Genomic DNA, 13,850 nt, shown 5'->3' on the forward strand with positions numbered 1-13,850 from the left:
CACCGCCCGGCACCCGGCCACGTACCCCCCGAAAGGCTGTCGACGTGAGCACCGAAGCGTATGTGTACGACGCGATCCGCACCCCGCGCGGTCGCGGCAAGCCGGACGGCGCCCTGCACGGCACCAAGCCGATCGACCTCGTCGTCGGCCTGATCCACGAACTCCGGGACCGCTTCCCCGGACTGGACCCGGCCGCCGTGGACGACATCGTGCTCGGCGTCGTGGGACCCGTCGGCGACCAGGGCTCCGACATCGCCCGGATCGCCGCCATCGCGGCGGGACTGCCCGACACCGTCGCGGGCGTACAGGAGAACCGCTTCTGCGCCTCGGGCCTCGAAGCCGTCAACATGGCGGCCATGAAGATCCGTTCCGGCTGGGAGGACCTGGTGCTCGCCGGCGGGGTGGAGTCGATGTCACGGGTGCCGATGGCCTCGGACGGCGGCGCCTGGTTCGCCGACCCGATGACCAATCTCTCCGTCGGCTTCGTCCCGCAGGGCGTCGGGGCCGACCTCATCGCCACCATCGAGGGCTTCAGCCGCCGCGACGTGGACGAGTACGCGGCCCTCTCCCAGGAGCGCGCCGCCGCCGCGTGGAAGGACGGCCGCTTCGCCCGCTCCGTCGTCCCCGTCCGCGACCGCGCCGGACTGACCGTCCTCGACCGCGACGAGCACCCGAGGCCCGGCACCACCGCCGACGGCCTCGCCGCGCTGAAACCGTCCTTCGCGGCCATCGGCGAACTCGGCGGCTTCGACGCCGTGGCGCTCCAGAAGTACCACTGGATCGAGAAGATCGACCATGTCCACCACGCGGGGAACTCCTCCGGCATCGTGGACGGCGCGGCGCTCGTCGCCGTCGGCTCGAAGGAGACCGGCGAGCGGTACGGGCTCACCCCGCGCGCCCGGATCGTCTCCGCGGCCGTCTCCGGCTCCGAGCCGACCATCATGCTCACCGGCCCCGCCCCCGCCACCCGCAAGGCGCTCGCCCGGGCCGGGCTGACGATCGACGACATCGACCTCATCGAGATCAACGAGGCCTTCGCGGGGGTGGTGCTCCGCTTCGCCCGCGATCTCGGCGTCTCCCTGGACATCGTCAACGTCAACGGCGGCGCGATCGCGCTCGGCCATCCGCTGGGGGCCACCGGCGCGATGATCCTGGGCACCCTGATCGACGAACTGGAGCGCCGACAGCGGCGGTACGGCCTCGCCACGCTCTGCGTCGGCGGCGGCATGGGCATCGCCACGGTGATCGAACGCCTCGATCCCTAGGGCCTTTTCGGAGCCCGCCGCCCGAGCCCGCCGCCCGAGCCCGTCGCCCGAGCCCGTCGCCCGAACCCCGGCCCACCGCGACCCCAGACCTCCCGGAGAACCTCACCATGAGCGCGAGCACGGAACCCACCGCGAGCACCGCACCCACGGCGGGACTTGAGAGCACCGTCATCCGCTGGGAACAGGACGAGACCGGCGTCGTCACCCTCGTCCTCGACGACCCCGACCAGTCCGCCAACACCATGAACCAGGCGTTCCGCGACGCCCTCACGGCCGTCGCGGACCGTGCGGAGGCCGAGCGGGACTCGCTGCGCGGCATCATCGTCACCTCCGCCAAACCGACCTTCTTCGCGGGCGGCGACCTCAAGGAGATGATCCGGCTCGGCCCCGCACAGGCCCAGGAGGCGTTCGACGCCTCCATGGCCGTCAAGCACGCCCTGCGCCGGATCGAGACCCTCGGCAAGCCCGTCGTCGCCGCCGTCAACGGCTCCGCGCTGGGCGGCGGGTACGAGATCGCCCTCGCCTGCCACCACCGCGTCGCCCTCGACGCCCCCGGCTCCCGCATCGGCCTGCCCGAGGTCACCCTCGGGCTGCTCCCCGCGGGCGGCGGCGTCACCCGCTCCGTACGCCTCCTCGGCATCGCCGACGCGCTGCTCGGACTACTGCTGCGGGGCGAGCGGCACACCCCCCGGCGGGCCCTGGAGAAGGGACTGGTCCACGAGCTCGCGGACACCGCCGAGGAGATGTTCGCGAAGGCGCGCGCCTACATCGACGCCCACCCCGAGTCCCGGCAGCCCTGGGACGTGAAGGGGTACCGGATCCCCGGCGGCACCCCGGCCACCCCGAAGCTCGCCGCCGAACTGCCCGCCTTCCCCGCCACCCTGCGGAAGCAGACCGCGGGAGCCCCCGCGCCCGCGCCCCGCGCGATCCTCGCGGCGGCCGTCGAGGGCTCCCAGGTCGACTTCCGGACCGCGCAGACCGTCGAGGCCCGCTACTTCGCCGAACTGGTCACCGGGCAGATCGCGAAGAACATGATCCAGGCGTTCTTCTTCGACCTCCGGACCGTCAACTCCGGGGCCGCCCGGCCGGCGGGCGTCGCGCCCCGCCCGGTGCGCAGGGTCGCCGTGCTCGGGGCCGGGACGATGGGCGCGGGCATCGCCCACTCCTGCGCCCGCGCCGGCGTCGACGTCGTCCTCAAGGACGTCTCGGCCGAGGCCGCCGAGCGCGGGCGGGCGCACTCCGCGAAACTGCTCGACCGGGCCGTCTCCCGGGGCCGTACCACCCCCGCCGAGCGCGACGCGGCGCTCGCGCGCATCACCCCGACCGCCGACCCCGCCGACCTCGCGGGGTGCGACGCGGTGATCGAGGCCGTCTTCGAGGACAGCGCCCTCAAACAGCGGGTGTTCCAGGAGATCCAGGGGATCGTCGAGCCGGACGCGCTGCTCTGCTCCAACACCTCGACCCTGCCGGTCACCCGGCTCGCCGACGGGATCGAGCGGCCCGCCGACTTCATCGGACTCCACTTCTTCTCGCCGGTCGACAAGATGCCCCTGGTCGAGATCGTCCGGGGGAAGCTCACCGGGGACGAGGCGCTCGCCCGCGCCTTCGACCTGGTGCGGCGGATCGGCAAGACGCCCGTCGTGGTCAACGACTCGCGCGGCTTCTTCACCTCACGGGTCATCGGCCGCTTCCTCGACGAGGGCGTGGCGATGGTCGGCGAGGGCGTCGAGCCCGCCTCGGTCGAGCAGGCCGCCGCCCAGGCCGGCTATCCGGCCAAGGTGCTCGCGCTGATGGACGAACTGACGCTCACCCTCCCGCGCCGGATCCGCGACGAGACCCGGCGCGCGGTCGAGGAGTCCGGCGGCGTCCGGACCGCCCATCCGGCGCACGCGGTCGTCGACCGGATGGTGGACGAGTTCGGCCGCACCGGCCGCTCCGGCGGCGCGGGCTTCTACGAGTACGCCGACGACGGGAGCCGCACCGGACTCTGGCCCGGTCTGCGGACGCACTTCACCCGGGCGGACGCGGACGTCCCGTTCGCCGACATGAAGGAGCGGATGCTGTTCTCGGAGGCGCTGGACAGCGTCCGCTGTCTGGAGGAGGGCGTCCTGACCTCGGTCGCCGACGGCAATGTCGGCTCCCTCCTGGGCATCGGCTTCCCGGCGTGGACCGGCGGGGTGTTCCAGTACATCGACGGGTACGAGGGCGGTCTGCCGGGCTTCACCGCGCGAGCGCGGGAGCTGGCGGCCCGGTACGGGGAGCGGTTCGAGCCGCCCGCGCTGCTGGCGGGGAAGGCGGAACGCGGGGAGCGCTTCGGCGGGCGGGACTGAAGCCCTTCTCTCGGGAACGGGCCCGGGACCGGCCGGGGCCCGGGGCTCACACCAGGCGCTCGGCGGTCTCCAGGAACGGCCGGGAGAGGTCCTCGGCCCCGTGGTGGAGCGTGTACAGCCCGGTGGAGACCCGCTCCAGGAAGCCCCACTCCCAGATCGCCCGCTCGTCCACGCCCGTGGCGGCCGCCAATCGCCCGCAGTAGCCCCGGGCCACCGCCGGCGCGTCGCCGGCCAGCAGCTGGGGGCACCAGTCCCGGAGCACGACCCCGAGATCGTAGGCGGGGTCGGCGAGGAACCCGTCGGGGTCGACGAAGACGTACCCCGACGCGGCCCCGGGGCGGGGTGCGAGGACCCGCAGCGCGTTGCCGGGGTGCGGATCGCCGTGCACGACCACCGAGCGCTCGGGGTCGAACGCGGCCGCGCGCCGCTCGGCGAACAGCAGCGCCCGGTCCACCACCCGCGCGGAGCAGGGCCGGCCCAGCTCCTCCCAGAGCCGGGCGACCATCCGCCCCAGCAGCCCCGCCTTCTCCTCCGCCGCGGTCACCGGCGCGACCGCCGTCACGGGGGTGCGCCAGACCTGCCGCAGAGTGCCGCACAGCACCTCGATCGTCCGCTCCGGCCCGAGGCCCGCCACGGCCGCCGACGGCCCGAGCGCTTCGAGCAGCAGCGCGTGCCGCCCGGCGTCGTGGGCGAGCAGCCGCGCGTAGCCGTGGCCCCGCGCCGCCGCCAGGACCCGCGGCTCGCCGAGCCGCTCGGGGCCGGGCAGCGCCAGTTTGAGCACCGCGTCCCGGCCGTCGGCGGTCCGCGCCCGCACCACATGGGCCTCGGTCCCGCCGCTCAGCGGCCCGCCCGCCGTGATCGACCACCGTCGCTCCAACTCCGCGACGAGAGCCCCCAGCCCGGCCAGCCACCGCTCGCCCGGCGGCCCGAGCGCGGCCGCCTTCCGCCGGACCAGGGGGGACACCTCGGGCTCCTGGGACGTCATCCGACGATCATCATGGACGTGCCCGGGACGGTCCACCGGGTTTCCGGCCCGCCCGGCCGTCCGCCGTCGGCCCCCGCACATCACCCGTACGGACCGGCCCGGTCGTACGGCGGGCGGCGGGGCGCGCGTTCGGCCGCCGCGTGCCACCAGGCCGGTGGGGAGGGGCCGTCGACGCGGGCGGTGGGCTGGTCGGGGTGGAGGCCGAGGCGGCGCAGGGCCCGGGGGCGGACGCGGACGTGGAACCAGCCGCGCCAACGGCCGTCCGGGCCGGGGCCGCAGCGGTGGTCCCAGCCCAGGTCGTCGTCGCTGAAGGGCATCCAGTCGATGCCCCGGTCACGCAGTCAAGCGCGGGCCGCCGCCACGGGGTGGAGGGAGCCGGTCACGTTCTCGTGGACGGCGATGGTGATCCAGTCGGGGTCAGGAGTGCTCATGGCGACCATGATGCCCCGGCTCCCCGCCCGCCTCCGAGGCCGGACCGGGGCCTCCCGCCGGGCCGGCGGCGCCCTGGTGACCGTCCGGGCGGGCCGGGCCGGCCCCGGGGTGCGCGCCGAAGGCCGCGCGCAACTCCTCCTTCAGGGACCGCTGGAAGGCGGTCACCAGCGCCTGCACCACCATCGGCTGCATCTGCGCGGACCGGGACCGCATCGCCGCCACGCGGTCCGGATCCGCCTCGCGCTCCCGATACGGCTCCCACACCTCGTCGCGGAAGAGCCGGGTCAGCTCCCGCGCCGCCGAGCGGGTGTGCTCGGTCAGCACCGAGCGGGCCGCGACGATGGTCTCGTACGCGATGGGCACGTCCAGCAGCTGCACCCCGAGCCGCAGCAGCCCCGGGTCGATCAGATAGCGCTCCGGCCCGGCCGCCCGCCCGAGCGCGCCCATCGCCGCCAGCCGGTCGACGTCGTCCTCGTCCAGCGCCCGGCCCGCCCGGCGCTCCAGCTCGCCGTGGGTCGCCTCCTCGGCCGGGCCGGGCGTCCAGGAGGCCACCAGGGCGCGGTGGATGGCGAGGTCATGGGCGTTCAGATCGCGGGGCAGCCGCTCCAGATAGCGTTCGATCGCGGCCAGCGTCATCCCCTGGAGCTGAAGCTCCTCGATGAGGGCCAGCCGGGACAGATGGTCCGGTCCGTAGCGCCCGACCCGGCGCGGGCCGATCTCCGGGGGCGGCAGCAGCCCGCGGGTGCCGTAGAACCGGATGGTCCGTACCGTCACCCCGGCCCGCGCGGCCAGCTCGTCGACGGTGAAACTCGGCTCCTCGGCCTCGGTCGCCATCGCTGCGCCTCGCTTTCCCCCGGCCGGTCGCTGATCGCGGTGCGGTGCAACAGTATTGCTGTCGCACCACCGCTGTGAAAGCCGCCGGCGCGGTTCGCGACGGCGACGCCGTCCCGGGGCAGCGCTCGATCAGGGGGGTACGGGGAGGTCGTCGCCGCGCTGGTCGGGCCGCTCGTCGAGGCGGGGGCGGCGGACGGCTCGGCGCGCGCGGGCGGTGAGCGCGGGCGGCGGGCCCGGGCGGCGGGCGCGCGGGCCGGACCCGGCAAAAGCGAAGGCGAGAAGCTGTCATCCGCTCCTCGCCGCTCTCAAGGTATAGCGCACCGGGGGGCTTGCGGCAAGGCCCCGGTCGTACCGCAGAATCTCCCGCTGTAGCCGCCGCCCGCGGTGATCGGCGCGTTCGCGGAGTACCGGCGAACGCGCCCCGCGGAGCGGTCGGCCGGGATTCCGGAACTCTTCGAACGGGCGTTGAATGATTGATGTGATCGTGGTGGGCGGCGGGCCGACCGGTCTGATGCTGGCCGGTGAGCTGCGGCTGGCCGGGGTGGGCGTGGTGGTGCTGGAGAGGCTGGCCGAGCCGACCCGGCAGTCCCGGGGGCGCGGTCTGCACGTGCGCAGCGTCGAGCTGACGGACCAGCGCGGTCTGCTGGACCGATTCCTCGCGGTCAGTGAGAAGTTCCAGGCCGGCGGTCTCTTCGGCGGCATCGTGACGCCGTGGCCGGACGGGCTGGACACGGCTCATCCGTACGGTCTCGCCACCCCGCAGCCGGTCACCGAGCGGCTGCTCAACGCATGGGCGCTGGAACTCGGCGCGGAGATCCGGCGCGGCCATGAGGCGGTCGGCCTGAGCCAGGACGAGGAGGGCGTGACCGTCCGTCTCGCGGACGGCACACGGCTGCGGTCGCGCTATGCCGTCGGGTGCGACGGGGGCCGCAGCGCGGTGCGCGGGCTGATCGGAGTCGGGTTCCCCGGCGAGCCCGCGAAGGTCGAGACGCTGCTGGGCGACATGGAGATGGACGAGGACCCCGAGGTGGTCGCCGCCGTCGTCGCGGAGGTCCGCAGGACCCGGTTGCGGTTCGGCGTCGTCCCGGCCGGGGACGGGAACGAGGGGGTGTACCGGGTCATCGTGCCCGCCGAGGGGGTGGCCGAGGACCGTACGGCCGCGCCGACGCTGGAGGAGTTCAAGCAGCGGCTGCGGGCCGTCGCGGGCACGGACTTCGGGGTGCGCTCGCCGCGCTGGCTGTCGCGGTTCGGCGACGCGACCCGGCAGGCCGAGCGGTATCGGGTCGGCCGGGTGCTGCTGGCGGGCGACGCGGCGCACATCCATCCGCCGACCGGCGGGCAGGGGCTCAACCTTGGCGTACAGGACGCGTTCAACCTCGGCTGGAAGCTGGCCGCCGAGGTCAACGGCTGGGCGCCGGAGGGGCTGCTGGACAGCTATCACACCGAACGGCACCCGGTGGGCGCCCGGGTGCTGGACAACACCCGCGCGCAGATGACGCTGCTGGGCGCCGATCCTGGCGCGACCGCGCTGCGGGAGCTGTTCTCGAAGCTGATGGAGTTCGAGGAGGTGAACCGCTACGTGACCGGGATCATCACCGCGGTGGACATCCGCTACGACGTCGGCGAGGGCCATGAGCTGCTGGGCCGGCGGATGCGGGACGTGCGCCTGGAGCGGGGGCGTCTCTACGAGCGGATGCGCTCGGGCCGGGGGCTGCTGCTCGACCGGACCGGACGGCTCTCGGTCGCCGGGTGGGCCGACCGGGTCGACCATGTCGTCGACGCGGGGGGCGCGGGGGACGCCGGCGGAGGACCGGATGTGCCCGCCGCGCTGCTGCGGCCGGACGGCCATGTGGTGTGGGTCGGGGAGGAGCAGCGCGATCTGCTCGACGCGCTGCCGAAGTGGTTCGGCGCGGCCTCCGGCTGAGCGCCGGGGGACGCGCGGGGGCGGGGCCGCGCACGGCCCCGCCCCCGGCCGTGCGGGTCAGTACACGTTCACGCCGTACACCCCGAGCGCCTCGTTCACCGGCTGGTGAATGGCCGAGCCGCTGGTGCCGCTGCACCCCGAGCTGCCGGAGTGGATGCCCAGCGCCGTCGTTCCCGAGAAGTGGGCTCCGCCGCTGTCGCCGCCCGCCGAGCAGGCCGTGGTGCGGACCATGCCGTAGACCGGGCCGTCGCTGTAGTTGACGGTGACGTTCACGGCGGTGACCCGGCCGCTGGTCACCCGGGTGGTGGAACCGCTCTTCTGGAGGGCCTGTCCCACGATCGCGTCGGCGGAGGAGGTGATGTCCGCCGAGCCGCCGTTGTAGAGATTGACGGTGCCGGGCGGCTGCGAGCCGTCGGTGTACCGCACGATGCCGTAGTCGTTGGTCGGGAAGCTGGTGCCCTCGACCGTTCCGACGGAGGCGCCGCCGGACGTCGCGGACCAGCTGGTCGCCAGATTGGTGCAGTGCCCCGCGCTCAGGAAGAAGTAGTCGGCGCCGTCGGTGGCGTTGAAGGCGGCCGAACAGCGGTAGCCGCCGCCGTAGATCGCGTCGCCGCCCAGCACCTCACGGGTGAGGACGCCGGGTGCCCGGGTGATCCGCACGGCGTCGCCGAGGCCCGCCGCCACCGCCCGGAGCCGGGCCAGGGAGCGGGGCGACACCGACTGGTCGGCCTCCACCACCACCTGGTTGGCGGAGGGATCGATGCCCCAGGAGGTCCCGGTGATCTTCGCCTGCGCCTCCAGCACGCCCATCGCGTCCTGGAGCTGGGCGGTGCCGCGTTCGACGATCTCGGCGCGCGCGCCCTGGGCGCGCACCTCGTCGGCGGCGGCCGCGCTGGTCACGGTGACCACCAGCTCGCCGGTGGCGGGGTCGAGATACGAGCCCGCGCTGTCGTCGCCGAGGGAGCGCTCCAGCCGGGTGTCGAGGGCGTACTGCGTGGCGGAGGCGGTGACGCCGGGCTCCGGCGTCGGGTCCGGGGCGGCGCCGGCGGTGCCGGCGCCGAGAGCGAGGGCGGGGAGGGTGAGCAGGACTGACAGCCAGATGCGCGAGCGGGGCGTACGTCTCATGGAGGCTTCTCCTTCGGAATCGTCCGTGGGGGTACCGAGAAGCAAGGGCCGGCGGAGTCCGGCTCGCCGGACTCAATGTGACATGGCCCTGACATGTACACAAGGGTGCACGGAATCAACGGTTCCGCTCTGAGAGGTCCGGGAAACCCCCGACGGCCGGTGGAACAGGCGCGCTTCACGGCGGGCCGGCCCGCGCCCCCGCCCGCGCGCGACGGCGCGCGCGGGCTCGCACCCCGGTGCGGCTACCGCCCGCCCGCCACGACCGGATAGTGGTCGGAGAGATCGGTGTACGTGTGGCTCCTGCCCCAGCTGGAGACGGTCCAGGGCGCGCTGCGCTCCGCGATCACCTCATTGGTCCAGCCCTCGGGCCGCACATGTCCGGCCCGGTGCAGGACATGGTCGAGATCCTCGCTCGGAAGTCCCGGGTACCGCTCGGCCGCGATCGAGTTCCCCCCGGTGTCGAAGGAGTGCGGGTGCCCGGTCCGGTCGTCCGCCGCGACCAGACCCGCGTCGGCGAGCATCGAGGCGTACTCCGGCGTCCGGGTGTCCACATTCAGATCGCCCGCCACCAGCACCTGCTCGGACGCGGGGATGTTCTTGCGGTCCAGAAAGGAGTCCAGCTCCCGGAACTGACGGCTCCGCACTCGTTCGGCCTCGCCCGCGCGGCAGCCGGGGTCGGTGGACTGGGCGTGGGTGCCCACCACATGCGCCCGGGTCCCGTTCACATCGAGCACGGTGTAGACGAAGCCCTTGTGGGAGAAGCGGTCCGATCCGCAGCCGTCCCGGTAGACGTACTGCTCCTTGCGGACGACGGGCCAGGCGCTCAGTACGGTGACCCCGCCGTCCTCCGGGGTCAGCGCCGAGTACGCGCCGCCGGTGGCGTCCCAGCCGCCGGTGCTCCGGCCCAGCACGGGCGTCTGATGCGGATAGCGGTCGGCCGCGTGCCGCTTCAGCGCGTCGGACGAGGAGTTGTCGAAGGCCTCCTGGAGCACCACGACGTCATGGCCCCGGAAGAAGGGCGCGGCGGGTATCGCCGCCGCCCGGTGGTCCTGGCCCCAGTTGGGATACAGGCTCTTCGAGAAGAGGAAGGCGTTGTACGTGAGCACCTTCAGCGGGTGCGCGGCCGCCGCCCTCGGCGCGTGCCCGGCGGGCCCCGGGGCCCGGTCCGTCTTCGGCGCGTGCCCGGGCTCCGCCGCCCGGTCCGTCCTCGGAGGCGGTACCGCCGTCGCCGTCGTCGCCGAGGCCGGGGGAGCGGCTCCGGCGAGGGCGGCGACGGCGAGCACCGCGGCCGCGGCCGCGGCCGGGAGACGGCGGAGAGGGGATCGCTGCACGGGGACTCCTGACGTCGGTGGAGGGGAACACTCATCGAACCAGGCTCAGTTACCAATGGGTAATGGTCAGGTGCCCGGATTCTTGCCCGCACACCACGATCCGCCCAACTCCGCGCGCCCGAAGTCTGTACGAGCTCCGGACAAGGCCCCTCGGGCGCGCGCCGGACGACCGCCCGAGCCTCGTACGAGGTCCCTCCGGCGCACGCCCGGCACCCCTCCGGGGCCCGTCCGGCCCGCCCCCGGCGCCTCGCCCCACGCCCCACCCGCCCTCTGTCGCCGTATCGCCGCCGGGGAGTACCGTCCGCCCATGCCGACAGGTGCGCGGGTCACCCGCTTGACGTACAGATCGCTCGTGGTGGCGGCCTCGGCCGCCCTGATGGCCCTGACCCTCGCCCCGCCGGGCGCGCAGGCCGCGCCCCGGCCGCCGGGCCCGGAGGAGAGCCGCCCCGTCCACTCCTACGCCGACGCGATACGCGAGTCCGTCTGGGTGGACACCCGGATCGACGGCGACGGCGACGGACGGACCGACCGGGTCGCCGTCGACATCGTCCGGCCCCGCGAGCCCGCGCAACAGGGCAGGCGAATACCGGTCATCATGGACGCCAGCCCCTACTACGCCTGCTGCGGCCGGGGCAACGAGAGCCAGCGCAAGACGTACGACGCCCAGGGCGACCCGGTCCAGTTCCCCCTCCACTACGACAACTACTTCGTCCCGCGCGGCTACGCCTTCGTCGCGGTCGACCTCGCCGGCACCAATCGCTCCGACGGCTGTGTCGACGTCGGCGGCCGCTCCGACATCCAGTCCGCCAAGGCCGTGATCGACTGGCTGGGCGGCCGGGCCCACGGCTACACCAGCCGCACCGGGACCGAGCGCGCCGGGGCCGGCTGGAGCAACGGCGACACCGGAATGATCGGCAAGAGCTATGACGGGACCATCGCCAACGGGGTCGCCGCCACCGGCGTCGAGGGCCTGAAGACCATCGTCCCCATCGGGGCGATCTCCTCCTGGTACGACTACTACTTCGCCCGGGGCGCGCCGCTCTACGACTCCGGCCCCGAGTGGCTCTCCCGCTACGTCAACAGCCCCGAGGCCCGCGAGCGCTGCCAGTCGGTCCAGCAGCGGCTGATCGACGGAGCCCCGCGCAGCGGCGACCTCACCCGGCTGTGGCAGGAGCGCGACTATGTGCCCGACGCCGACCGGGTGACGGCCAGCGTCTTCGCCGTCCACGGCATGCAGGACCTCAACGTCCGCGCCAAGCACTTCGGCCAGTGGTGGGACGCGCTCGCCGAGGAGGGCGTCGAGCGGAAGGTCTGGCTGTCGCAGACCGGCCACGTCGACCCGTTCGACTTCCGGCGGGCCGAGTGGGTGAAGACCCTGCACCGCTGGTTCGACCACTATCTCCTCGGTTACGACAACGGCATCGAACGCGAACCCATGGCCGACGTCGAGCGCGCGCCCGACCGGTGGACGACGGACCGTCACTGGCCGCCGCGCACCACCGGCGCCGCCGCCGTACGGCCCGGGAAGGGCGCGCTCCCCGGCGTCGGCACCCTCTCCCTGAAGCCCGCCCGCCCCGGCGCGAGCGAGACCTTCACCGACGACCGGACCCTGGACGAGAGCGACTGGGCGTCCCTGGCCGACCACTCCACCCCGGCCAAGGCCGGCTTCATCACCCGGCCGCTGGGCCGGGATCTGCGGCTCGCCGGCTCGTCCACGGTGAAGGTCACCGTCACCCCGACCACCGACACCGCCCATCTCTCCGCGGTCCTGGTCGACCTCGGCCCGGACACCATCCGCGACTACACCGCCGCCGGAGAGGGCATCACCACCCTGCCCGAACGCACCTGCTGGGGGCCGAGCACCCCGGGCGACAGCTCCTGCTACAAGGAGACGAAGGCGCGCACCAAGGCCGTCGAGCACACCGTCTTCAGCCGTGGCTGGGCCGATCTCGGCACCTACGCCTCCGCCGGCGAGGGGCGCCCGCTGACGCCGGGCCGGGCGTACACCATCTCCCTGGATCTGCACGCGAGCGACCATGTGGTCCCGGCCGGGCACCGGCTGGCGCTGATCGTCGCGGGCACCGACAAGGACCTGATCGACCCGCCCGCGAGCACCCCGACGCTCACCGTCGACCTCGCCCGCACCTCGGCGGAGCTGCCGGTCGTCGGCGGCACGCCCGCCTTCGCCCGCGCCACCGCCGGGTCCGCCGCCGCGCCCGCCCCGGCCGCCTCCCGGCTCGACGGCGTGTCCGGGCCGCGTCCCTTCCCGCCGGTCCCCGGCGGTGAGGGCCGATGAGGGCCCGGCTGCGCGCCGTCGCGCTGACGACGCTGGCCGCGACGCTCGCCGTGCCGTTGATCACCGCTCCCGCGCAGGCCACGCACAGTCCGCCGCCGCGCACCGGGTTCGAGATCAGCGAGGGGGCCCGCTGGACCAGCCAGCCCGAGGAGCAGTCCTTCCTCGCCGCGGTCGACCGCGGCAGCGACCGGGCCTCGGTCGAGCGGATCGGCATGACCAAGCAGGGGCGGCCGCTCCAGCTGGTGACGCTCGGGAACCGGCGGTCCGCCGACACCGTGCTGCTGATCTGCTCGCAGCACGGCGACGAGCCCTCCGGGCGGGACGCCTGTCTGACCACGGTCCGGGATCTGGCCTTCGACCGGGACCGTGAGACGCGCCGGCTGCTCGCCCGTACGAAAGTGCTGGTCGTCCCGACCGCCAATCCGGACGGCCGGGCCGCGGACACCCGGGGCAACTCGGACGGCGTCGACATCAACCGCGACCATCTCGCGCTGAGGACCGCGGAGGGCCGGGCGCTCGCCGCCGTCGTCCGCGACCTGCGGCCGGACATCGTGTACGACCTGCACGAGTACGGGGCGACCCCGCCGTACTACGACCGGCAGCTGTTCGATCTGTGGCCGCGCAATCTCAACGTCCACACCGATGTGCACCAGGAGTCGAAGACCCTCTCCGGCCGGTACGTCCGTCCGGCGGCCCACGAGGAGGGCTACACCACCGGCACCTACGGCATCTGGACCGATCCCGACACCGGCGAACCGATCCGCCAGGTCGCGGGCGACGGCCAGGAGCGCATTCTGCGCAACGCCTCGGGCGTCAAGAACGCGGTCGGGCTGCTCATCGAGAGCCGGGTCGATCCGCTGACCCAGGAGGAGAAGGCGGACGAGGCGCTGAACAACCGGCGCCGGGCCGACAGCCAGCTCGCCGCGCTCAGGGGACTGTTCTCCTTCGCGGACGAGCGGCGGCGGCAGATCGGGAGGGCGACGTCGGCGGCGCGGCTGGAGGGCTTCCGGGACCGGGGGCCGATCCATCTCGGCGGGGCGGACAACAAGCCGCCGGGCCCCGGGGAGACCCTCGCCGACCCGCCGTGCGGCTATCGGCTCGACGCCGCCCAGTACGCCCGGGTGCGGGACGTGCTGGCCCTGCACGGTGTGGTGTCCGTGACGGAGGGTGAGGGAGTTCTGGTGCCCCTGCGGCAGTCCCAGCGGAAGCTGATCCCCCTCCTGCTGGACCCAAGGGCGGCATATCACCTTATAGAAGGGAAACCTGTTACCGTCTGTTGACCCCGGTTCAGGTGCATTACCTGTGGTAGGGGGTAGCGGAAGCACAAA

At 74.0% G+C, this 13,850-nt stretch carries 10 protein-coding genes; 5 read left to right on the top strand and 5 right to left on the bottom strand.

All coding sequences use genetic code 11. The annotated features are described in order from the left end of the window. Positions 1-44 precede the first annotated feature (44 nt). Both ACF089_RS22115 and ACF089_RS22120 read left to right on the top strand, forming a co-directional pair. Positions 45-1,265: an acetyl-CoA C-acetyltransferase gene (locus tag ACF089_RS22115; protein ID WP_392029090.1), complete on the top strand. Its 1,221-nt coding sequence runs from the start codon at positions 45-47 to the stop codon at positions 1,263-1,265. A gap of 107 nt (positions 1,266-1,372) precedes the next feature. Next, positions 1,373-3,595: a 3-hydroxyacyl-CoA dehydrogenase NAD-binding domain-containing protein gene (locus tag ACF089_RS22120; protein ID WP_392029092.1), complete on the top strand. Its 2,223-nt coding sequence runs from the start codon at positions 1,373-1,375 to the stop codon at positions 3,593-3,595. Between the two features lie 46 nt (positions 3,596-3,641). Here the strand turns inward: ACF089_RS22120 and ACF089_RS22125 are convergent, their stop codons facing one another. The 3 genes from ACF089_RS22125 to ACF089_RS22135 form a co-directional block, all read right to left on the bottom strand. After that, positions 3,642-4,580: an aminoglycoside phosphotransferase family protein gene (locus ACF089_RS22125; protein WP_392029094.1), complete on the bottom strand. Its 939-nt coding sequence runs from the start codon at positions 4,578-4,580 to the stop codon at positions 3,642-3,644. 80 nt (positions 4,581-4,660) lie between these two features. Next, on the bottom strand, positions 4,661-4,897 hold the full coding sequence (locus tag ACF089_RS22130; RefSeq protein ID WP_392029096.1) for a hypothetical protein: 237 nt from the start codon (positions 4,895-4,897) through the stop codon (positions 4,661-4,663). Positions 4,898-4,997: 100 nt separating this feature from the next. Beyond that, positions 4,998-5,846, bottom strand: coding sequence for a MerR family transcriptional regulator (locus ACF089_RS22135; RefSeq protein WP_392029098.1), 849 nt, complete (start codon positions 5,844-5,846; stop codon positions 4,998-5,000). Positions 5,847-6,315: 469 nt separating this feature from the next. Here ACF089_RS22135 and rox point away from each other — a divergent pair, with 469 nt between their 5' ends. Then, positions 6,316-7,770, top strand: coding sequence for a rifampin monooxygenase (gene rox / locus ACF089_RS22140; protein WP_392029100.1), 1,455 nt, complete (start codon positions 6,316-6,318; stop codon positions 7,768-7,770). A gap of 57 nt (positions 7,771-7,827) precedes the next feature. Here the strand turns inward: rox and ACF089_RS22145 are convergent, their stop codons facing one another. Together ACF089_RS22145 and sph are read right to left on the bottom strand one after the other, a co-directional pair. Beyond that, positions 7,828-8,895, bottom strand: coding sequence for a S1 family peptidase (locus ACF089_RS22145; RefSeq protein ID WP_392029102.1), 1,068 nt, complete (start codon positions 8,893-8,895; stop codon positions 7,828-7,830). 242 nt (positions 8,896-9,137) lie between these two features. After that, a complete protein-coding gene (gene sph / locus ACF089_RS22150) occupies positions 9,138-10,226 on the bottom strand; it encodes a sphingomyelin phosphodiesterase (protein WP_392029104.1) in 1,089 nt (362 codons plus the stop codon). 307 nt (positions 10,227-10,533) lie between these two features. Between sph and ACF089_RS22155 the strand changes: the two genes are divergently transcribed. Together ACF089_RS22155 and ACF089_RS22160 are read left to right on the top strand one after the other, a co-directional pair. Continuing rightward, complete coding sequence (locus ACF089_RS22155) at positions 10,534-12,522, top strand: Xaa-Pro dipeptidyl-peptidase (protein WP_392029106.1); 1,989 nt, start codon at positions 10,534-10,536, stop codon at positions 12,520-12,522. After that, the gene (locus ACF089_RS22160) at positions 12,519-13,802 is read left to right on the top strand and encodes a M14 family metallocarboxypeptidase (protein WP_392029108.1); all 1,284 of its coding nucleotides are present in this window, start codon (positions 12,519-12,521) and stop codon (positions 13,800-13,802) included. Before ACF089_RS22155 ends, ACF089_RS22160 begins: the two co-directional genes overlap by 4 nt. Positions 13,803-13,850 lie beyond the last annotated feature (48 nt).

This window comes from Streptomyces sp. NPDC014894, from assembly GCF_043080985.1.
Classification (GTDB): Bacteria; Actinomycetota; Actinomycetes; order Streptomycetales; family Streptomycetaceae; genus Streptomyces.

Coding starts and splice junctions, on each gene's coding strand:
- ACF089_RS22160 (WP_392029108.1), top strand. CDS start 12,519: ATGAGGGCCCGGCTGCGCGCCGTCGCGCTGACGACGCTGGCCGCGACG.
- ACF089_RS22145 (WP_392029102.1), bottom strand. CDS start 8,895: ATGAGACGTACGCCCCGCTCGCGCATCTGGCTGTCAGTCCTGCTCACC.
- ACF089_RS22120 (WP_392029092.1), top strand. CDS start 1,373: ATGAGCGCGAGCACGGAACCCACCGCGAGCACCGCACCCACGGCGGGA.
- ACF089_RS22130 (WP_392029096.1), bottom strand. CDS start 4,897: ATGCCCTTCAGCGACGACGACCTGGGCTGGGACCACCGCTGCGGCCCC.
- ACF089_RS22125 (WP_392029094.1), bottom strand. CDS start 4,580: ATGACGTCCCAGGAGCCCGAGGTGTCCCCCCTGGTCCGGCGGAAGGCG.
- ACF089_RS22135 (WP_392029098.1), bottom strand. CDS start 5,846: ATGGCGACCGAGGCCGAGGAGCCGAGTTTCACCGTCGACGAGCTGGCC.
- rox (WP_392029100.1), top strand. CDS start 6,316: ATGATTGATGTGATCGTGGTGGGCGGCGGGCCGACCGGTCTGATGCTG.
- ACF089_RS22155 (WP_392029106.1), top strand. CDS start 10,534: ATGCCGACAGGTGCGCGGGTCACCCGCTTGACGTACAGATCGCTCGTG.